The sequence below is a fragment of the Planctomycetaceae bacterium genome (assembly GCA_041398825.1).
Taxonomy (GTDB): domain Bacteria; phylum Planctomycetota; class Planctomycetia; order Planctomycetales; family Planctomycetaceae; genus F1-80-MAGs062.
In genome coordinates, this window is the sequence record JAWKTX010000008.1 from 68917 (window position 1) to 90662 (window position 21746).

A 21746-nucleotide genomic window follows, 5' to 3' on the forward strand; every position below is an offset into this window, starting at 1 on the left:
CACAGCAAAGTCCCCGCCTTCCCTTGAAAAGGTGTGAACATATGAATCCATGACAAGTCCACTGCGTCGTTCCTTCCTTCGAATGGAGTGGCTGATTCTGCCGACTCCGTCACGGGACTGCGTTGAATCCGCAGGTTCAGCGCAACGCGGCTGTGCCTTGTGAAATTTTGGCTTTCGAATCCTGTCAAGCCGTGTTGCTGGCATTTTTAGCCACCGTTACAACCGCCGCGTCTCTCTCGGCAGGGATTCTGTACTCATCTCGGTGCGGGTCGTTGCCACTTGTCAGAGCCGGTTTGCTGGCAGGCAACATTTTGTCTTCAGTAAACCAGCTTACCCGTCATGTCGCATGATCAAGGGTGCTGTGTTTCAACACTTCAGTACCTGAATCGGCCCTGCTGATTCGTGTCATGGTCCAGTTTGAGGAACGTCATGAAGACTGTTCGCACCTACAAGAGCTGGCTGAAGAAACTGATTCAGTTCGCAACTGCATCCACACTGATGGTCTCGGCCAGCGCGGCGTATTCGCAATCGCCAACTTATGGACGAACTCCGTGGGACGGACCTGCATCTGGTGCGGCATCAGGTGTCATCGATTCGAATCAGCGCGGATTTGGCGTTGCGTTTCGAGCGGGGCATATTGCAGGACACACGGTAGGACGCCGTGAATCGATTTCAAACATCGCCCTGACGCCGTACGTAAGCCCTGTTGAAAACGGATTACTTTTCGGTGATTCTCGTTTGTCGATGGGAAACAACGGCAACCTGGTCTGGAGCTTTGGTAGCGGCTACCGTCATTACATTCCGGAACTGGACATCGTTGTCGGCGGTAACGGGTACGTCGACTACGATGAGCTGACCGGATCTCGTCTGAAACAATGGGGTGTCGGTGCTGAAATTCTGGCGAACCGATGGGAAGCTCGCGGAAACGCCTACCAGACATACGGGGTCACTTCTGCGATGACCGGCACCGCAATTGACCAGAACAGCGTGGCCTTCGTGGGACAGAACATCCAATTCACTCGCATCAATTATTTCGCGGAAGGTATGCGAGGCTTCGATTCAGAAATCGGCATGCTGTTACCGGGTGATATCGCCGAGCGATTTGACCTGCGGTTGTTCGGAGGCGGCTATTATTACGAAGGCCAGAACATCGATGGATTTGCCGGATGGAACAGCCGGTTGCAGGCTGACATATCTGATCGTGTCGAGCTTGGCCTGAATCTGACCAACGATCGCACATTCAACACCACCGTCTCTTTCAGCGTCGCGCTGCATTTCGGTGGATTCCAGAGTCAGGAACACACGCAGCGGTCTGCCATTCAGCGATTTGCTGATCCGGTTCGTCGTAACATGAATGTCGTGACGGCTGAAACCGGCGTTGCACTACCGGGCCAGGTGGCAACCAATCCACTGACGAACCTGCCATTCACGGTCGCTCATGTCAACAGCAACGATCTGATTGGCCCATTCACCGGTACTGTCACGGATCCGTTTAACTCGCTGACAACCGGCCTCGGGTCCGGAGCAGACGTCGTGTTTGTGCATGCAGGCAGCCAGTTTAACGCACTGCCAGACAATGTCGTGAACCTTGCCCCCGGTCAACAACTGCTCGGCGAAGGACTGATCACTGCAGTCAGCGGTGACCGAATCGTTCAGAACACCCTGAGCCTCGGTGGTCTGGGAACAATTCAGCTTCCCGGCTCGCCGACATTTCTTGCCAGCAACCAGACATTGGCGCGACCGACCATCCTGAACAGCGTCGGTAATGCCGTCACAATGAACAGCGATACGCAGTTGTCTGGCTTCATTATTGATTCGCCAACCGGACACGGAATATTTGCGAACGGTGCCAGCGACATCATTATCAATGACGTTCTGATTCAGAATGCTGGCGGAAGCGGAATCGAATTGCTGAACACTGCCGACACGACTTCAATTCGCAATACCATTATCGATAGTGTGGTTGGTCCGGCATTTCATGTGGATGGCGGGGATGGTCGAATCGGATTCACATCGACCAGCACGAATGAGGATCCATCGTTCGCAGCGATCATCAACAGTTCTCAACAAGCGGTGCTGATCGAGAACATGACTGGCGGCTCCGTCAACATGACAGGCAGCACCATTGACGATACAGGAGCCCTTGGAGTCCTGATTCAGAATAACGCGGGAAATGTCACCATCGACAACGCAAACATTGTTGGTGCGACGGGAACTGGTATCGCCGTATTGAACAGTTCGGGTGTTAACACATTCCGGGACACAATTCGGAGTGCAACCACGATCGATGGATCTGTCGGGAATTCTGTAGACATTCAGAACCTGGCAGCCGGCGGACAGGTCTTTTTCGAAAACCTGAGTATTCTGAATCGTCAGGCGGGCGGTATTAATGTCGTTAATAATGCAGGGCGCGTGAGCTTTAACGGTGTCAATAGTGGCGTTGTGATTGGTCCGGCCGCTGCCGGCACAAGCGCGGCCGTATCGGTATCGGGTTCACAGTCCGGAGGTACTGTCAGCTTTATCCGTCCATTGACCATCACTGGCAGCAACGGCCGTGGGATAGAGATCCTGAGCAATCTTTCCGGAAGTATTTTTGCTGCCAGTGGAGCAGTGAGTATCACCGGGTCCGCTAACGAATCAATCGCGATTGTGAACGATGCGGGTGAAACCAACTTTTCGGGCGGTACATCCATCGCTTCGCGTCAGGACATCGGTATCCTGATTCAAAATTCCAGCGGTCCCATCAGTTTCCAGACCGGAACGAACATCGACAACGCGGCATTAAGTGTCGAGAGTGGTGTTCGGATTGAAGGATCTCAGTCCTCCGTTTCCTTTGAATCGCTTGCGGTTACCAATGCAATCGGCAACCCGGCTGTTTCACTGGTCAACAATGTCGCGGGAGTCCTCGGCGATCCGCTTCTGGCATTCACGGATCTCGTAATCACGTCGACCGGCGCAGATGGTCTGTTTGGGTTTAACAACTCACGCATTCGCGTTTCCAACGGAACGATCACGACAACTGGAGCATCAGCCGTTGATATTGAAGAAAGCGGAATCAACATCACGCTGGAACAGGTCAACAGCAGTGCATCGCCCGACTTCGGCATTCGACTGGTCGAAACCAATAAAACCAACGGCTTCAACTTGTTCCGTGTCACCGGCGATCAAACGCAGCTCGTTGTCGGCTCGGGAGGGCTGATTTCTGCCGCTGGAGAAGCTGGCGTCCTCACGATGAATGGCGGACAGACAGAACTCAACTACATGCTTCTGGATGACAACCAGAATGGCATCGTGGTCATGAACTCCGGGCTCGCTGTTGACGATGATCAATACATGCGGCTTTACAATTCCCGCATTAGTCGTTCGGACGTTCGAGGCGTCTATGCCCTGAACCTGATCAGTCTGGACATTCGCGACAGCATCCTTGATGACAACGGTGATGACGCTGCACTCGGTCGAGAAACAGTCTTCTCCGAATACGACGAACGCCTGAACGACGACACCACCACAGTCTTTGACCAGTGGGACAACCCGTTTCTGGTCACGATGCTTCGTAACACGATCATCGACAATTCAACGGATGCGGTTGTCATCGGAAGTCTGAGCGGTGCGAATGGTGCCCACCTGGGTATCGATCTCGATCGCAACAACTTTACCCTGACGGACACAACAAATCCGACGACCCCGCTTGATCCGGCGTATCCGATCAACACATTCGACTCAAATCGTCTGCGTGACGATGCCATTGTTGTTCGATGGAATGGGCCAACGCTGCAAAACTACACAACCAACACCATCACTCTTTCCGGGACTGCACCTCAAACGGCATTTGATCTGCTGACGCTGTCCACAACGGACCAGCTGGACCTTAACCTGAGCGGCAACCAACTGCTGTCGACGGTCACCGGCACAATTACCGGTCAGCAAACAGGCTTGCTGATGCGAACGTTCGGTCAGTCGATCAGCAGTATCACGAGCAACAATTTCCAGTTTGCCGGGGGAGAAGGCCGCGGGATGGAATTCTCACTTGCCGCTTCCACCAACATGAGCATCGCAGGCAACTCGATTCTGGACGCAACGGACGGTGGGGCAGGTATCATCTTCACCTCTGTCGCTCAGCCTTCGACAATCGGAATCAACAACAACTCCATTGTTCTGTTTGACGTCAACACCACGGGAATCGAAGAAGGGATCGTGTTCAACTCTGTGTCCGGCACCGTGAATCTGATTGGTAACCAGAACAACCTGATTCAACTGGGGAATCCCAACAGCCAGAACGCGTTTATCGAAACGATCTTCTTCATGCCAGCCGGAACAAATAACGGCCAGATTATCGTGAACGGTATTCAGGTACCGTAACCCCTGGAAAATGCGAGGCGGATTCCTAGAATCCGCCTGCTATGTCTATCGACGGCTTACAGCAGGTCCCTGTTTCGCTTGCTGAACTGGCCACGCTGATAGGCGCACTTCCTGGCTTTCCGGATGTCACCGCATCGCTGACTGCCGGAAACAGTGCCGCCATCAACGGAGCCTGGGGCTCTTCCTGCGCGCTGAGCGTATCCGCTTTGGCCGCCCATTGCCCCCATCATACGCTTGTGGTTGTCCTTCCCACGATTCGCGATGCTGAAGAGTTCGCAGACGAACTCAGCGATCTGACCACCCGCACCGTTCGTCTGTTCCCTGCCTGGGAATCTCTGCCAACGGAGCATGATCTCAGCGACAGCACCTTCGCTGCTCGCATGAGTACGGTACGACGGTTGACCGAAGGCGTGGCAGATGACGAATCGGCCATGATCGTGGTCACCTGTCTGCCGGCATTGCTGCAGCCGGTTCCATCGCGGAAAATGATTGCAGAAGCGACGCGCACGATCTGTGTCGGAGATGAGCTTAATCTGGGGGAATTCACCGACTGGCTGATGGAGCGGGGGTTCGAACGCGTCACCGCTGTGGAACTGCCGGGCGAATTCAGCATCCACGGCGGAATTCTGGATATCTTCCCGCCAGCCGAATCCGACCCGTTTCGAATTGAGTTGTTTGGCGACGAGATTGAATCAATCCGCAGCTTCGATGTGGAGTCTCAGCGACGACTGCATGATCTCTCGAGTATCCCGCTGACAGCCACGCGGCCCATCCAGAGCACGACTGAAACGCCCAGCGAGTCTGCTTCAGCGGCTTCAATCCTTCAGGACGGTGAAAGCCTGATTGATGCAATGCCCGCGTTCAGTATTGTTGTGCTGAGCGACATGCAGCAATCCATCAGCGAAGGCAGGCTCTACCTGCAGCGTCTGGCGAGCCCGGTTGGGCTTTTTGGTGTCGACGCCACGATGGCTCGACTGGTCGAATTCCCCTCAGTCACAATCGATGCACTTGGCGCAGACAGCTACGAAACGACCTGTCATCTGAAGATTGAGCAGCTCGAACGATTCTCCGGCAGCCGACAGGATGCCCTGAATGAACTGACGGAACTCCTGTCTCCGGAAGATCAGGTGCTTCTTTGTTGCCACAACGCAGCCGAACAGCAGCGACTGCGTGAGCTCGTCGAAGAAGCCGAAAAAAACGTTCCATTAGGTCTCAGCCCGCGTCTGAACCTTTGCGTTGGCCGACTTCGCCGCGGCTTCCGCATGTTGCTGCCATCCGGTGGACTGGTCGTTCTCAGCGATAACGAATTGTTCTCGCGCGCTCAGGTCAGAACCATCGCCCCGAAGAAGCGGCGCACTCCTGACTCACGAGCCATTGACACATTTCTGGATCTGCGCGACGGAGATCTGGTTGTCCATGTATCGCACGGTATCGCCCGATATCGCGGGATGACCATGGTCGATAGTGAGACGCAGAAAGAAGAGCACCTGCTGCTGGAATTTCGGGACAATGTCGTTGTTTACGTTCCGGTATCGCTGATCCATCTCGTTCAGAAATACATTGGACCAGCCAAGACAACACCCGAACTTTCCAGATTTGGCGGAACAGCCTGGACCCGGAAGAAAGAGCAGGTGGCCGATGCCGTCATGGATATGGCGGCCGACATGCTCAACCTGCAGGCTCAGCGCGCATCGAAACCCGGACTGCAGTGCAAGCCGGATTCGCATATGCAGCAGGAATACGAACAGGCATTTCCCTATCCGGAAACTCCGGACCAGCTGACGGCCATCATCGACTTCAAAGGCGATATGGAAAGTCCGCGTCCCATGGATCGGCTGATCTGTGGAGACGTTGGGTTTGGCAAGACGGAAGTCGCAATGCGTGCCGTCTTCAAAGCTGTTGATAATGGGCGGCAGGCGGCCGTTCTGGTGCCGACCACAGTTCTGGCCGAACAGCACTATCGAACGTTTACTCAGCGGATGGCCGAGTTTCCGATCAATATCGAAATGCTGTCTCGATTTCGGTCGGCAGCCGAACAAAAGAAGATCATCGAAAAGGTTGCAGCCGGCGAGATCGACGTGCTGATCGGTACGCATCGCCTCGTCTCGAAGGATGTAAAGTTCAAAGACCTGGGCCTGCTTGTCATCGACGAAGAGCAAAAATTTGGCGTCAAAGTTAAGGATCGACTGAAACACCTGAGGCTCGAAGTGGACGTTCTCACTTTGACAGCGACGCCCATCCCCAGAACGCTGCACATGTCTCTGCTTGGCATTCGTGACATCAGCAACCTGACGACTCCCCCACGAGATCGCATGCCCATTGAAACTCGCGTCGGCCGGTTCGATGAAAGCCTGATTCGCAGTGCCATCATGCGAGAACTTAACCGAGGCGGGCAGGTCTACTTTGTTCACAATCGGGTCAACGATATTCAGATCATTGCCGACCGAATCAAAGCTATTGTGCCGGAAGCCACGCTGACCATCGCGCACGGACAGATGAAAGAAGATGAACTTGAATGCGCGATGCTGGATTTTGTCGGCGGCCGGGCAGATATCCTGCTGGCAACGACCATCATCGAAAGCGGACTCGACATCCCGAATGCGAACACCATGTTCATCCACCAGGCCGACATCTATGGTCTGGCCGACATGCACCAGCTGCGTGGTCGAGTTGGTCGCGATCGTCATCGGGCATATTGCTATCTTCTGCTGGAAGAAGGAAAGGCTGTCACACCCAAAGCAACTCGGCGTCTGAAAGCCATCGAAGAATACAGCGAACTGGGCGCCGGATTCCGGATCGCCATGCGCGACCTGGAAATACGCGGCGCAGGAAATATTCTGGGAACCGAACAGAGCGGTAACATTGCGGCTGTGGGATATGAACTTTACTGCCAGTTGCTGGAAAACGCCGTCCGGTCAGCAAAGAAACAGCCACTGCGTTATCAGCGGCACGTGAAGATTGAACTGCCTGTGGCGGCCTACATTCCCGACAAATACGTCAGCGAACCAAGACTGAAAATCGAAGTCTATCGACGCCTGTCTCAGGCAAATCGACTGGACCAGTTAAGCGAACTGGAAGAAGAGCTGCGAGATCGATTCGGCCCGATTCCGACGCCAACACGCCGGATGATCAATCTGCGGGAACTGAATCTGCGAGCCCTCGCCTGGGGACTCGAAAACATTCACGTTCAGGAGGGTTATGCCATTCTGCGTTATCGAAAATCAAAGCTCATCCATATGCTTTCACACCTGCATCGGGGACACCTGAAAGTCGTCGACACGCACGACGCCTACTGGCCCCTGGACGCCAATGAGCAAGACGGCCCGGCCGTGCTTGATGAACTTCTGGAAGCCTTCAAAGTCGCCGAACCGCCCATGCCCGATTGAGAAATGACCATCCATGGTCAACCATCGCACATCCTGCACGGGCCCATTAACTGAGTGCCGCCTGAATGCGCGTGATCAGCTTATTGTCAGGTTCCTGTGAGCCCCGAAAGGTGTTGGCGCAGGCCGCCAGATAAAACGGCCGCCTGGTCGGGCTGATATTGTAAAAATCCTCCATCGCCGCAGAGCTGAATTTGTAATCGTGTGCATCATTGCCCTTCAGGAAAACAAGGCGACGAGTCGCGTTGATGAAGTCCTGAGGGTCGTTTCCTGACGCAAGCCATTCCAGAGTACCATCGAATGCTGCTCCGGAATCTCGACGAATATTCGACAGAACTCTTTGCAGAGCTTCCTGGTTCGTACTGCCCGTGTTTGCGATTTCAAACGTCTCGAATCGTGTGTCGATTCGATCGTCTCTGAGTTTTCCACGCGACACCATTGCGTCGCGGAATTGCGGAAGAAACGCAGCTGCCTGAAGCAGTAACATACGTCGCGTTCGATCCGTGCCAACGTGATCGAACAGAAATCGCATGGCATTTGTTGTTGTGACAGCATGGAGGGCGACGATGCCCGATTGACGCATCATGAGTTCGCCGGCTGCCAGGTGAATCTGGTCCCAGATCGATTGCAGAGGTGAACCCGCGTTCAAAAGATCGACGACGGCGTCCACGGCATCTGTCGCACTGCCCGTTCGAATCGTTGAAAGAATGACGCGGGCGTCCGTCTTTACATTGTCGGAAGCAACGCTCTGAGTCCATCCCTCCCGAATATCGTCGGCAACTGTTTCGATGTATCGCCAGGATCGATCTGCCGCCAAATCCGCGTCCGACGGATTTGGTTCGCCGTTGTGATTTAACATGGCATATGCAAGCGACCGCATGACCGGTTCAGCGTGCTGCCAGCCGATGGTCTGCAGAGTGCGCCAGCCGTTCGCAAGATAGATGGCCTTGTGACCGATGCTTCGAAAGTCGCGTGCTGCGAATTCTGCATACAGTTCCAATACCTGACCAGCTCCCAAATGGCGTGTCACCGAAGCAGCCGCCACGTCAGCTGCAGCCTCATCCCATTTTTTCATGGCCTGCCGAAATGCATGCACAGTTACGTCCGGAGCAGGCAGTTGTGATTCCTTCACGGCTGCCATCGTCCAGTCGCCTTCATTCACGTCACGTGCCTGAGAACTCTTAAATTCATCCAGCGCCCAGAAGATTGGAAGCCAGCGGTCTTCGGCGGGTGAAGCAAGACTGGCCAAATGAGCCGAATTTACGACCAGTATGGCATGGAATTTAAATCCGACTGCCGGTCGAGGCTGTACGTTGCGGATACCTGCCAGGAACAAAGCGCCCAGAAGCTGCTGATAGTTCAGACCCGCCTTCACCTGCGATCCGATTTCTTCCATCAGCCGTTGTCGGGGGGTGTTTTCGATAAGCCGAACAAGTGGTTCAATTTCAGGTCGAAACTGAACTGTGGAAGCAGTTGAACGGGCCTCTTCATCCGTAACGGGGGCAAGACCGGTCAGAATTGGCGTTCCTGCCGCATTGGTGCGGGTCCCGGCAAATACAGAGGATGCCAGCGCCGACCCGACAAATACGCGGCGATTCATTCTTTGTTTCATGGTACTGGTCCTCCTAAACAGGATAAATTCGATGTTTCGCTGCAAATCACAGCGCGTGCATCTGCATCTACAAGGGATTAGAATACCCCCGCGACGGGATTGCGAACGTTGTTGACAGCCGGAATTCCTTCGTCAGGACAAATTCATTCAGAAGTTCATCCCGCATTCCTTCAGGGGCCAGCCGACTTTCGCTGGTTCCATTCGTCAGAAACAAGGCCGGAAATATGTCTGCGACAGCACGAATGACACGTGAAAAATTGCCACCGGGTGAGGTGTTGTGTTCGTACTGTACTGCCCGGTGTTGTCGATATTTTGCTCTTGGCATCGACAGCCCGACGACATGGGCAGATTTCGACAACATGAGATGGTACATGATGCATGGAGCTGTGTCAGTCTTTGTGGACGACGACACGTGGTATCTGCTTGTTCAGGGTGATTGCAAACATCTGCAGGAAGACAACCTGTGCGGCGCCTATGAAACGCGTCCGGAAATCTGTCGAAAGTACACCACTGACAACTGCGAATACGATGACGATGGACTGTACGACCAGTTCTTTGAAACTCCCGAACAGTTATGGGAGTACGCACACGCCGTTCTGCCAGCAAAGCCACGACGCAAACCCGGTGACCCGGTCAGCCTGACCGTTCTGTGAAGGTGTTGCAAACGACACCGCGCCGACCATTCTTCATTTGAAGCTGAATCTCAGTATCCTCATTCACGGCTGTTTCTTTCTTCATGACCAGTTCAAACGCTCGAAAAATCAAACCACAAACTCTCCGCGGATTTCGTGACTTTCTGCCCGACCAGATGATGGCTCGTGAACATCTGATTGATACAGCCCGGGCTGTGTATCGCAGCTACGGATTCGCTCCCATTGACACCCCTGCGCTGGAATACGCCGAAGTCCTGCTTGGCAAGGGAGGCGAAGAATCAGACAAGCAGGTGTTCAGATTTATGGATCAGGGCGATCGCGATGTCGCGATGCGTTTTGACCTGACGGTGCCTCTCGCGCGGTTCGCAGCTCAGCACGCCCAGGAACTGGGAACTCCGTTTCGTCGTTACCACATCGGTCCAGTCTGGCGCGGCGAACGACCCGCCCGCGGACGCTTTCGGGAATTTATGCAGTGCGACTTCGATACGATCGGAACGAAAAGTAACACCGCAGACATTGAAACGCTGTTCGTCATCAACGATTTGATCGAACGGATTGGATTCGAACGCTTCACCATTCGTATCAATAATCGCTGCGTACTGAATGGGCTGCTCGAGAAGAATGGGGTGATGGAACATGCCGTCGGTATCCTGCGGGCACTCGACAAACTGGACAAGATCGGTCGAGACGCGGTTGTCACCGAAATGGTTGAGAAAGTGGGTATCACAGAACAGCAGGCCGGTCAGGTCCTCGACATGGCACAACTGCAGGGGTCACCCGATGAGATCATGTCGGCTCTGGAAATTATGCTGGCTGGCAGCGCGACGGGCGAACCAGGACTGGCAAATCTGAGAGAATTGTTCAGTGCTGCAAAAGCGTGCGGGCTTCCCGCCGAACGTGTTTCACTGGATGTATCAATCGCACGAGGTCTGGACTATTACACCGGAACAATTTACGAAACATTGCTGGGTGACTTGCCCGGCATCGGTTCGATCTGCTCTGGCGGTCGATACGATAATCTTGCCGAACTGTTTACTTCGCAACAACTGCCGGGAGTGGGAGCCAGCCTCGGACTGGACCGTATGCTGGCGGCCATGGACGAGCTGGGAATGACTCGCAAAGCGACAACCCCGGCCCCCGTTCTGGTGACAATGTTTGATGAAGCCTGTTCAGCCTCGTACCTGGCCATGGGGCGACAACTTCGTCAGGCGGGTATTGGCGCAGAAGTGTATCCTGAAGCAAAAGGCATCGGCAAACAGATGAAGTACGCCGACAAGAAGGGATTTCAAATCGCCCTGATTGCTGGTGCAGATGAATTTGCCGCCGGACAATGGCAGATTCGGAATCTGGCGGATGGTTCACAGTCGGCATGTGACTCAGACAGCGTTGTCAGCACCGTCCAGACGATGCTGATAGAGTCTCCGCAGGATCGCCGTCACTGACAGTGTCTTGTTTCTCCCGGTCATTCGAAAACAACAGTAGAAAGAACTCAAATGAATCAAAAACAATTTGCAATGGGCCTGATCTGCGGAGTGATGATCAGCATCGCCGGACTTCAGCTAACACCGTTCACCACAGTCAACGCGGTCGAATCAAAAACAGAAGCGTCATGGCTCTACGAACTGCGAACATATACCACCCCGGAAGGCAAGCTGGACGCTCTGAATGCTCGGTTCCGCGAACACACGATGCGGATCTTTGAAAAACATGGGATGAAGAATATTGCCTACTGGAATCCAACAGATAAGCCAAACACTCTGATCTATGTGATTGCTCATAAAGATGCAGATGCGGCGAAGGCATCGTGGGACGCATTTCGACAAGACCCCGAATGGAAAAAAGTTGCAGAAGAAACACAGCGGGATGGAAAAATCGTGTCGAAAGTGGAGTCGGTCTATATGACAGCCACCGACTATTCGCCCATGAAATAGACCACAACAGACGCTCACCAGCCACTCAGGCAGCCTGAGAAATTATCCCACCCCGGACAGCCCATGGGCCTTCTGGTGTGGGATTTTTTTTGCCATACCAACACCGGCACTCCCGCAAGGCCTGCGATCAGATTGACGACGCTATTGTCATCCTGATGACGGTACCGGCAGTTTTCGCCGGAGTACAGAATCGACGTAACCTGTTCTTTATATGGAGGTTACACTGCAATCTATTCGGCTGGCATGGCGTTTGATCTCTTTGCTCCCCGACGTCGAACGATTTGTTCGACCAGCATTGGCAACTGTCAGACTTCATCGGGAGACGGCGATCATGACGACGCGAAATCCATCCTTCAAAGCCGCCCGGCTTGCTCTGGTCCTGCTCCTCTCAGCCTGTTTGTCGTCAGTCAGTCAGGCGAATGATCTCGAAAAGATTCTGCGAGCCATCGGCGGTACCGCTAACAGAGGCCACGCTCACCCAAACACCAACCCCGTGAATATGAGCAATCCACGGCATGGTTCACGTTCTGGTCCGGTAGTGAACGTTCCTGCGAATCGAGGCAACCTGAACGATTCGGCTCCTCACCATCAGCACTCTGCGGGCAATGTTCGACAACCCTTCAACTCATTACTTCCACCAACACGAAGTCTTGCGGTACCCGTCTCTCGCTCAACTGGTCGGACCAACGTCAGCGATCGACATCGCGATCACAACCACGACCGTAGCATAGCCTTGAACAACCCGTCGCATGCAGGACATGATCATGGACACAATGGTCGGAACTCACTGTCAATGGGCCAGGCTTACGGATATCCGTCCAGCCAGTCTGGGCGAAGTGGAATCAGCTTTTCGTTTACGATCGGTCAGGGAACTCGCCCTGGTTATCGATCTGGTTATCGCTCTGCCGGTTTTCCATCCATTGCTCCGGTTCCGGGATCAAACATTGTTGGTCCAAACCCATACGATCCCTGTCTTGTCCCGGTGTCACCGATTGTTCCTCCATTCGTTCCATCCCCCGTCACCATTGTCCATCCCTGGAGGCCAGGCATGATGGATTCAGCCACGCTGATGATTGCCCCGGCTCCGCTGGAGTTGCCCTGTGAACTCGGGCAGATTGTGGATGTCGCTGTTCCGCTGGAAACATGTGTAAAGGTTGAGGACCTTCATAATATCGCTCCGAACGCGGTACCAGTGGTCGTTGCTGTCAGAGATCCGCACATGAGCCCGTGGACAGCGGGATGCATCGAGCCGGACCGAATCGTCTTTGTCGAAGTCATGGCACCTCCATGCCCGCTCAAATCGCTGAAAATCTCTCCATGCCGAACTCGAATTGAAATGAAATTCGGTGATTATGAAATTGATATTCGCAGCACAAACGATGTCATTGTGATTGATTACGACGACTAGCGGATACCCTGAGTTCTGTACCACGGCGCGACCCCGATCGTAAACGTTTGCGATCGGGGTTATTTCTTGTTCTGAAGCCAATTTCATCGTCTGGACTTTCTGGCGGCAGAGTTTCTGTGTACGGGCCGTCGGCGTCATCGGACAACTTGCTGCTGCCCCATCGCGATCAATGTCACCAACGATGACTATCGGTCGATGGCCCCTGGAATGTGAGATGAAGAACCGCATCGTCCGGTGGGTCACGATTTCAGGCCTTGCCCTGCTCTGCGGACGCCATGGGCATACCTCACGCAGTACACGTCGGTCGGCCTTCACGTCACACGGTACAAGGATTCTCCGTGTATCCGGGGACATGACCACCTCTCGAAGTCGGCTGCCTTTCACGTCGAACACTCTGTTGTTAACTCGTGACCCGAATCCTGTCCGTAGTGCCCCAAAACTGGTTGTCGCCCGGCTTTGCGGAATCTCATCAAAGTCAGACTGAAAACAGAGGGTCCCGGATGTTCTCGCTGATCCATTTCATTTTGCGTAACTCTGTCGGCCCCGTGACTTCTGCAGAGTCCAGTATGCCGCGTGCAGAGTTCCGCAGGGCAGATGCAACCATCGAGAATTCTGCGTAACGCTTGCCGCTGAATTTCGCTGCGTTGTCAGAACAATCCGTCATAAGCAATTCCGCGAAACAATTTGGATGGTCCTGGTGCGTTGCGGCAGCAGACTGAGGAGTCATAGAATGAAACGTGCTTTATTTTTACTGTATGGTTTTGCCTGCTACGCCCTGTTTCTTGGGGTTTTCCTGTACACCATAGGCTTTGTGGGTGGATTCCTGACGCCAACTCGTCTCGATGCGTCCTTTCGATATCCCGATACCACCACCTTCCTCTTCGCCATATTCATTGACCTCCTGCTCGTTCTGCTCTTTGCCGTGCAGCACAGTGCAATGGCACGGCCGGGATTCAAGGCGTGGCTCACTCGCTGGGTGCCGCAGCCGATCGAGCGCAGCACCTATGTCCTGGCGACTAACTTCGTGCTGATTGTTCTGTTCTGGCAGTGGCGTCCACTGGGTGGAATCATCTGGGATGTCCAGTCTAACGCAGGAAAGATTGTCCTGTGGCTTCTCTTTGCTCAGGGGTGGCTGACGGTACTGATCACAACTTGCCTCATCAATCACTTTGATTTATTCGGCTTGCGTCAGGTGTGGATGCATTTCTGCGGCGTCCCGTACCAGCCACTCCCGTTTGTCACACCAGGTCCGTACCGACTGGTGAGACATCCGCTCTACGTTGGCTGGTTGATGGCCATCTGGGCGACGCCGACAATGACCGTTGCACACCTGCTCTTCGCCCTCGCCATGACAGCCTACATTCTTGTGGCCATTCATCTTGAAGAGAAAGACCTGCTTAGATTCCATCAGACGTACGTTGACTATCGTCGGATGGTACCGATGCTCATCCCCCGCTGGTCGCGATTCAGGAGTCGGACGACCGACTGAACCGCCGTTGATTCCAAAGCGGCGGATTGCCAGTGGCAAGACGATTCGGTGCTTCATTCCGTTCTTTGTCGTTGCCACCGCGAAGAAATCGGTTTACGTGCTGACACGGGTTACGAATGTCCGCCCAATTGAACGACTAAGCACGCTGTGTAAACTTGATCGCTGACCTTCAGCACCTCCAGCATCGGGATTAGCCACAACGGGCTGATGGTGGACTTTACGCGTCGGAGACGATTCATACCCCGGTCGATACGTGACCTGTTTGTCGAGAATTCCGAAGCCCCCCCAGGCACTCGAAAAGGAGTCACCGTCAGGACTTCCTGTAAGTCGATCTGCATGTGTAGAATTCAGACCGTTTCGCAGGTGCCCGCCACGCAGTCAGTGCGAGTGTGCAGACAAATAACAAGTGGGTCAACCGGGGTTGACGCTCTACTTTCACAAAACAACCACCGTGCTGCGGCCCGGTTATCCGATTCGATGTGACCTATGCTGTGCTGGATTCGAAAACTTCAGATGTACCCAATGCGGAAAGGAGAGCACGAACGTCGTTCCCACTTCAATCATCCCGATGGGTGGCAGTTGTGCTGTTGCCGGTACGGCCTGGACTCGAATTTTCAGAAACGCGATTTGGGATCACTGGGTTTGCAATTTCGCCGGTTTCGCGAGTGCCATTCTTCTACTTTGGGCAATCTATGAGGTGATTGAACGAGTCACCAACCGTGCTGTTCGAAACGGACGCTGCCCATTTTGCGAAAGCAAACTCGAGTCGACTGGTTACGGATTCTACGATGGCGTCATCCCAAACCCATGGGAACTCATCATCTATGCATTGACAATTCTTGCCAGCTTCCTGGCACATTGGCTCTACCGCATACTGTGACTAATCACTGCATAACCAATCGGTGAACCGAAGCCCGGAGCCAGCATTTCCCTGCGTCATGTTTTTTCTGAGCCAATGTATTTGCGGCGGCGCGGTCGCCCGCAATCACCACGGGCGTGAACTCGAGCGGGTCGAATTGACCGAGGATAAGATTCCGTCTCCTCTTCAAGGGACGTCGCCGTCATTCAGCATGAACCAACATCTCTGAACGGTTCGCCGATATGACGACCCGCCAGCTCGGGGGCATCACCCATTCACATCGAGAATGCCAGCCTCGAGGAACGCCGTGTTGAGAAGCCGGCTGGATAGTTCCGGGGCTGGGATTCCAACTCGCTTTGCGGCACCGGTATCTGGCCCGGCGTCTACAGTGGCCGATTTGCACTTGATTACCGATGAGTGAACCACTGATGTTTGTATTCGTACAGCCATCCGAAAGTTCCCGACCGGTACTCGAACCAAGCTGACAGGCACTGAAGGTGTCGACAGGATCTGAACCCCGTAAACCTTTGTCAGTCAGTAGATTCAGCAATTGCCCTTGTTCGCACCCCGAATTGTGTCACCACTTTGAACCAGCCTGGCAGGCCTGACCGATCTGCGTAAACTGCGTGAACCAAACGAAAACCAGCTCTCCGCAAATGACTGCGGCAAGCTGTACTGATTTCAAGTCGGGGTGACACGACGACTATTGAACTCTTATGGTTGGGATGGGGGAAACTGAAATTCGAGTTTGGCTATTCAATGGTAAGTCCCACGTTAATAGATAGTTACGACTCCATTTCTTAGTGGAGTCTGGCGGCTCGAAGAAAGCGAAGATGCTGTCGCATTCGGATCCAATAAGATCTCGGTCTAAACAAGACCGGAAGAATCAAAAGTTTTGAGCCCTTTCCCCCCAGAGTCGCTTTCCCTGTCGCTTCCTGAATGATGATCGAGTATTGGACTCGATAGACGATGAGTAGCGACTTCTCCTGGAGGCAACGCATGCGAACCATTTCCTGTCTCGCGATCCTGGCTGTGATTGTGGCAATCGGACAACCTGCCATTGGGCGAGCCGATGAACCCAGGCCGATCGATTTAAACTTGATCTTGCCGATTGATGTGGAGGAATCGGCAAAACCTGATCCAATTGACATCAACACCTATAGGAATGCGGCTGTAAGTGCTTACTGCCAGGCATTGCGCGACGGAAAGTATACGCTGGTGCTATTTTCAAGAAATCATCGTCTCAATGGTTTCGCCCGACGGTTGGCCGAACGAATCGAGGATCCGGTATTGGCAAAGTATTCTGACAAAGTTGTCTTTACCCTGACGGACCCGTACCTCGACGATGGCGGACGTGACCTTGCCGATGCAATGAAAGTGAACGCTTACCCAACCCTGGTTGTCCTGAAAACCGAACGCGACCGCATTCATGTGACGGGGCAAATGATCGGAGAACACGACCTGGAACAAGTCGATCGGTTTTTGCGAGACTCGTTGAAACCAGCGGCAGAAACAGCGAATAAGCCTGAGGCGAGAAAATGAGGCTGGGTAAAATTACAAGCTGCTCATCTTCGTTTGTCCTTGCCGTGGGGATTTTCCTTGCGGGGTCCGGTTCGTCTGCCGATCCGACCCCGCTGAGCGAAGCCGAGATGACGAGCATGGCAGATGCAATTGTGACCGTCGAAGTTGCCCGGGTGACCAAGACGTCGCAAATCAGTCACCAGGGAACGCCGGTATTTATCGCGTGTATGTGCATCCAGGAAGTTCAGCAAGGCCCTCTGCGTGTCGGTCAAGCGATCATGTGGGAAACTGCGCAGTACGAAGTGGGGGCAGGTGAGTCTGGCGGCGGTCTTCTTTATGCAGGAGATCGAATAAAGCTCTTCCTGAAACAACAATCCAACGGAGAATACCATCCGTGGAGAGACGATTGCATTCAATTGGTCCGGCGACTCCCTGACGGACAGCGAAGATTGCCCAAAACAGTGGGTGAGTCAATTTACATCCGGGCAGCCCGCAATTCAAGATTTCGACAGATTGCAAAAACACGTTCCTTTGGCAACTAGTATTTGATCTTGAGACTGGAGCATGATCATGGCTGGCATCAATATTCACACTCGCTGCTTGTTGGCCCTGTGTGGTGTTGCCATTGGTTGCGGATCGATTGGCTGCGGCGGTGGTGATGCGAAGATCGATGAACATCAACTCGCGATTCGCAAGCAACAGATGGAGATTGAGAAATCGCTAAAGCCGGTAGAGGTTCCCGACGGAGCTCGCGAAATTCCCACAAGCTTTGCGGGCTCCATTTCGGAATTCAAGATCAGCCCCGATCGATCCAGAATTCTGGTAGTCGCGACCGATCCGGCGGATGAACGAAGCAGGGACTTTTCCCCCAGCAAGACATTCATCGTCGATCCAACCGATGGCAGGCTCCTGTCAAAGTTTGATCTGCCCTTTTATCACGCTGAATTCAGCCTGGACGGACGAAGACTAGCGGCGATCGGAGAAATGCCAGCCTCCGTTGAAGGGACGACCTCGATCTATGACGTTCGCGTAGCAGACATTGCTTCAGGACAGTGGCAATTCATTGTTGGCAAATCCTTGGTCAGGATTCACGCGATCTGTTGGAGCGAAGATGGCCAGCACGTGATGACCGTGGCCATAACGCGTCCCGTCCTATCGAAAGAGGAATCGGAACAGTTCAGGCGGGAGAAGCCCGATGAATTGCTCTCGCTCGTCGGTGATTCTCAAGTTGAGTTCAAATTCTGGAACAGTCAAACGGGAGAACTTTGGAAGACGGTCGCCGGTCCCAAATTGGAGGGCGATAGAGCAATTCTCAGCCAGGATGGTCGCTTCGCAGCGATCTGGAATAGCACGAACGTTGGCGATGTTGTGATTTGCAGTCCCGCCACCGGAGAGGAGTTGTCTCGTTGTGTTGGACATGACCTTGCTGTTCAAGAGGTTATTTTTGGACCTGCCGGCAATCTCTTGGCAACGCGTGAGACATTAACAGAAGACACGACAGCCAACATTGCGATTTGGGAACGGAAATCGGGAGAACGCCTCTGTGAGTTTGATTCTCATGCCGTCAGAATGGCGTTTAGCCCAGACGAGCGGCTGTTGGCGACGGCGAATCTCTCGTTGGACGAACAGAAGCAACTCAACTGGGACGTGACGATTTGGAACGTTGATCGAGGCGAGATTACAAGAACGCTGGAACCTGGTGGAGAGAATGCTCGTGTTGCTTTTCTTTCCAATCGGGAACTCCTCACATCATCGATCCATTCAAGAAAGTCACGCATGCTTGTTCGGGATGTCGCCGAACCTTAGTAGACTACATAGGTCCTTGGCCGCTGTACTCAAAACTTAATCGCTTGATCCCGACCAGTCGCTTCTTTGCGAGTAAAGTGATTCAGATCGTTTAACTGTCGATGTATCCGAAGTGCTTTCCCAAGTAAAGGAGATCACCGAATGGCCTTTGAAATCATCGCTTGTCCAAAATGCGGACAAAGGGTCGTCCCCAAGAGCGACGGTCGGTGTCCTTCCTGCCAGGAGAGGATCACCAAGGGATCCAGGGACGACAATCCCTCCCCGGTGCAGGCGTCGTCTGGGCCGAGACTGGCAGCGTCTGGCTCCTCTTCGCCCCCGCCAAGTGCATCGCAGGACGAAGAAAAGTTGTACCCATCGCCAAATCGAGAGCCTCAAACGGCCAGCGGAGGGCGTGTCTCCAAAGGTCTTCTCGTCTTCGGAGTGCTTCTGGTTTTGGTGGGGGCCCCACTGTTGGTCGAGTCACTTTTGGGTGATCCCGGTCCGGCGATGCGCGCTTCGAGGCGTGCGCGCAGCATTGAGAATTTGCTGGGACCGCGAACAACTTTGTTGCTGTCGGGAGTCGTAACACTTGCGGTCGGCCTTTACATGACGCACAGTTCAGTGCGGCGGACAAAGCGTCGTGGCAGGGCTGTCGGATACGGGCTCGCCCTGGCAGCGGCCGTTACTGGCGCATCGTTCATCGCAGTGCCAAAGGCTGTCAAGGCGAGGGAACATGGGCGGCTCCATCAAGTGGTTGAGGAGATCCGCTTTCTTTGCAAAACGGATTCCGTTGCGGACGAGTGGCAGAAATTCCCTATCGGTGAAAAACTGATTATTTGGGACTGCGCAAATGACGACTTCCACCCCGCTTATGAAAAACTTCCTGATTCTCGGCGCGGAAGTTCGGGCGACCGAGAAGCCACGTACCTGCTGATTCTTGGACAGAACGACGAAAAAGACACAGAATACGAGTCGGGCGAATTGGGTTACCGACGCACTTTGCAGATCGGCCTGGTCGATTGGCCCGACAAGAACTTACTGGGGGTCTTCGAGATCGAAGGGAATCCGCCGCCGAGTTATCTCACTCGCAGAAAGGATGACGTTTCACGCATTGTCGGCGACACGACAGCTCCGATCCTCAGATGGATTGAGAGGCAGACGTCCTCCAAGTGAGCAGACGGCCTGTTTGTGGAAGTCAGGAATTTGTGGACCTGCGTCGATCGCGCCCCGTAATGCTTCAGATCGTTTAACTGGCAGGACGTACTTGCCCGAGAGGCAGTTTGTGTGGGTTCGAATCCCACTCTGAAGCAACCCCTAATCCGCTTACTGCAGTTGCCCCAGCTTCACCATTGCCCTTCCGGCACGAAATCTGGAACCACCAGAACGCCAATTTTCGCGAAAATTGGGAAATCTCTTCCCCGGACAGACGATTCCCGCCACGAAGACGACGCAGTTCTGCTTCCAGATCACTCTGAGCAACCTGTGTCTCTGACTTCTTTCCGTACGTCTGACGCCACTTCCGAAGCAGGTTCGCATTCACCTCCAAACGACGCCCGACCTCCGCTGTTGTCAAACCTTCCGTCTGTATCATATGCACTGCGTCACGACGGAATTCCTTTGTATATTTCTTATAAGCGTTACCAACACCTTTCTTCGCCATACCTTGCGATCCCTTTAGCCCCTGATCTACCACACTTCTTGATCGCCTACTTTCTTTGGGGAATTCCGGTCAGCACCTCAGTTCACCTTTCACGAGTCGCACGATGGACGACAACTCTACGATGGTCACGCTCGAAAGTAGCGACGGTCATGTCAACCAATGTAAACTAGTCCACGTATTCGTTTTTCAAGGGCGGCAGTATGGCACTCTCATCAAACAGCCTGACGTGAACGCGCCCAAGGAAACACTCTTGCTCACGCGACAAGTTCGCCAAGAAGGTAGCATGAAATTCCGGGTCATCGATGACCGGAGCGAATTCGCGGCGGTACTAGCGCACGTGGGACAACTGGCTGGAAATGCAATCGATATCCAAGGGCAATAGTCATGCAAAGAATTGTCTTAACCGGCGGGCCATGCAGCGGTAAAACGACGGTACAAAAAGTCCTTCGTGAAACATTCACGCATCAGCTTGTCCATGTACCGGAAGCCGCGACGATCCTCCTGGAAGGCGGGTTTCTTGCCCCTGGCCCCGCATTGCCGTGGAGCGAAGCTTGGCAAGCTTCATTTCAGCGTGCCGTCGTTGCGCTGCAATACTCACTCGAAGAAATCTATGCGAGCACCTCGGACACGGCGAAACTCATCGTTTTCGATCGAGGCCTCCTCGACGGGGCCGCCTACACGCCCGGCGGCGTATCGGAATTTCAACAAAGACATCGCATTGACCCGAAGGACGCCATGCAGCGATATGATGTCGTCATACATTTGGAATCGTTAGCGACCGCAGATCCCGCAAGGTACGGAAGGTCGAACAACGACCATCGGTTTGAGCCGCTTGAGCAAGCACAGCGACTAGAATACGCGGTTCGCGACGCCTGGGCCGCTCATCCTCGCCGTATCTTTGTGAAAGGGTGTCATGGAGTTGACGGGAAAGTCGCGGAAGTATGCCAGTTGTTTCGCGAATTTCTGGCTGAGTGAATGCGATGCGATGGACGTCGATCAGGGAGTGTCGACGCGTAGGCATTTCAGCGACTACGACGGGGCGTCCTGAAAACCGCCCCGCGCTGAGTCGACTTCACGGATAATTCG

Annotated in this window: 16 protein-coding genes and 1 tRNA gene; 14 read left to right on the plus strand and 3 right to left on the minus strand. The window is 53.8% G+C overall.

The window, feature by feature from the left end; genetic code table 11:
* Window positions 1–429: 429 nt before the first annotated feature.
* Together R3C20_15300 and mfd are read left to right on the plus strand one after the other, a co-directional pair.
* Window positions 430–4359, plus strand: coding sequence for a right-handed parallel beta-helix repeat-containing protein (locus R3C20_15300; protein ID MEZ6041870.1), 3930 nt, complete (start codon window positions 430–432; stop codon window positions 4357–4359).
* 41 nt (window positions 4360–4400) lie between these two features.
* Window positions 4401–7745: a transcription-repair coupling factor gene (gene mfd, locus R3C20_15305; protein ID MEZ6041871.1), complete on the plus strand. Its 3345-nt coding sequence runs from the start codon at window positions 4401–4403 to the stop codon at window positions 7743–7745.
* 46 nt (window positions 7746–7791) lie between these two features.
* On the opposite strand, the gene R3C20_15310 is transcribed toward mfd, so the two are convergent.
* Both R3C20_15310 and R3C20_15315 read right to left on the minus strand, forming a co-directional pair.
* Entirely contained in the window at window positions 7792–9354 is a 1563-nt protein-coding gene (locus tag R3C20_15310) for a hypothetical protein (protein MEZ6041872.1), read from the minus strand.
* A 67-nt stretch (window positions 9355–9421) separates the two neighbouring features.
* Window positions 9422–9715: a hypothetical protein gene (locus R3C20_15315; protein ID MEZ6041873.1), complete on the minus strand. Its 294-nt coding sequence runs from the start codon at window positions 9713–9715 to the stop codon at window positions 9422–9424.
* Here R3C20_15315 and R3C20_15320 point away from each other — a divergent pair.
* The 4 genes from R3C20_15320 to R3C20_15335 all read left to right on the plus strand — a co-directional run bounded on the left by R3C20_15320 (window position 9597) and on the right by R3C20_15335 (window position 13346).
* Entirely contained in the window at window positions 9597–10007 is a 411-nt protein-coding gene (locus tag R3C20_15320) for a YkgJ family cysteine cluster protein (GenBank protein MEZ6041874.1), read from the plus strand. The genes R3C20_15315 and R3C20_15320 overlap by 119 nt on opposite strands.
* 83 nt (window positions 10008–10090) lie before the next feature.
* A complete protein-coding gene (hisS, locus tag R3C20_15325; protein MEZ6041875.1) occupies window positions 10091–11449 on the plus strand; it encodes a histidine--tRNA ligase in 1359 nt (452 codons plus the stop codon).
* Window positions 11450–11500: 51 nt separating this feature from the next.
* Window positions 11501–11938, plus strand: a complete 438-nt coding sequence (locus R3C20_15330; GenBank protein ID MEZ6041876.1) for an NIPSNAP family protein — start codon at window positions 11501–11503, stop codon at window positions 11936–11938.
* Window positions 11939–12269: 331 nt separating this feature from the next.
* Complete coding sequence (locus tag R3C20_15335; GenBank protein MEZ6041877.1) at window positions 12270–13346, plus strand: hypothetical protein; 1077 nt, start codon at window positions 12270–12272, stop codon at window positions 13344–13346.
* Window positions 13347–13821: 475 nt separating this feature from the next.
* On the opposite strand, the gene R3C20_15340 is transcribed toward R3C20_15335, so the two are convergent.
* Window positions 13822–14010: a hypothetical protein gene (locus R3C20_15340; protein MEZ6041878.1), complete on the minus strand. Its 189-nt coding sequence runs from the start codon at window positions 14008–14010 to the stop codon at window positions 13822–13824.
* A 66-nt stretch (window positions 14011–14076) separates the two neighbouring features.
* Between R3C20_15340 and R3C20_15345 the strand changes: the two genes are divergently transcribed.
* The 8 genes from R3C20_15345 (at window position 14077) to R3C20_15380 (ending at window position 21635) form a co-directional block, all read left to right on the plus strand.
* Window positions 14077–14835: an isoprenylcysteine carboxylmethyltransferase family protein gene (locus R3C20_15345; GenBank protein ID MEZ6041879.1), complete on the plus strand. Its 759-nt coding sequence runs from the start codon at window positions 14077–14079 to the stop codon at window positions 14833–14835.
* Between the two features lie 697 nt (window positions 14836–15532).
* Window positions 15533–15715 (plus strand): hypothetical protein, encoded by a 183-nt coding sequence (locus R3C20_15350; GenBank protein MEZ6041880.1) that lies wholly within the window; start codon window positions 15533–15535, stop codon window positions 15713–15715.
* Window positions 15716–16693: 978 nt separating this feature from the next.
* On the plus strand, window positions 16694–17236 hold the full coding sequence (locus tag R3C20_15355; protein ID MEZ6041881.1) for a hypothetical protein: 543 nt from the start codon (window positions 16694–16696) through the stop codon (window positions 17234–17236).
* Entirely contained in the window at window positions 17233–17757 is a 525-nt protein-coding gene (locus R3C20_15360; protein MEZ6041882.1) for a hypothetical protein, read from the plus strand. The genes R3C20_15355 and R3C20_15360 overlap by 4 nt, the downstream gene beginning before the upstream one ends.
* 28 nt (window positions 17758–17785) lie before the next feature.
* Entirely contained in the window at window positions 17786–19021 is a 1236-nt protein-coding gene (locus R3C20_15365) for a hypothetical protein (GenBank protein ID MEZ6041883.1), read from the plus strand.
* Window positions 19022–19162: 141 nt separating this feature from the next.
* Window positions 19163–20173 carry a hypothetical protein gene (locus tag R3C20_15370; protein ID MEZ6041884.1) on the plus strand — a complete coding sequence of 337 codons (1011 nt, stop codon included), beginning with the start codon at window positions 19163–19165 and terminating at the stop codon, window positions 20171–20173.
* Window positions 20174–20234: 61 nt separating this feature from the next.
* Window positions 20235–20310, plus strand: a tRNA-Leu gene (locus R3C20_15375).
* A gap of 734 nt (window positions 20311–21044) precedes the next feature.
* Entirely contained in the window at window positions 21045–21635 is a 591-nt protein-coding gene (locus R3C20_15380) for an ATP-binding protein (protein ID MEZ6041885.1), read from the plus strand.
* The last annotated feature ends 111 nt before the right edge of the window (window positions 21636–21746 follow it).